Below are 253 nucleotides of genomic sequence, written 5' to 3' on the forward strand. Positions count from 1 at the left end.
CATAGCAAAAAGCTAATCTAAGACTTCCCAACTTAGAACGTCATCAATGCACTCTCCATTGAATGAAATCAGATAGTGATATACAGCTACCTCAGTGCCATTGTGATGGATACTGGCATAAGACTGAACGTATTCATCCTCAAAAAGATAGTTGATGGTAAGTGATATCTTTTTCACACTGACTTCTAATGAGGCAGGATCAATTCCATCAAAGGCTTTTAAAAATGAATCAGGGTTATCAGTTTTCCAATTG

The 253-nt window shown here is 36.8% G+C and carries 1 protein-coding gene; it reads right to left on the minus strand.

The window, feature by feature from the left end; all coding sequences use genetic code 11:
- Positions 1-12: 12 nt before the first annotated feature.
- On the minus strand, positions 13-253 hold a 241-nt coding region (locus SB725_RS32615; protein ID WP_410923628.1), incomplete at its 5' end, for a hypothetical protein.

The organism is Pseudomonas sp. SIMBA_041, from assembly GCF_046535095.1.
GTDB classification, from domain to species: domain Bacteria; phylum Pseudomonadota; class Gammaproteobacteria; order Pseudomonadales; family Pseudomonadaceae; genus Aquipseudomonas; species Aquipseudomonas mucoides.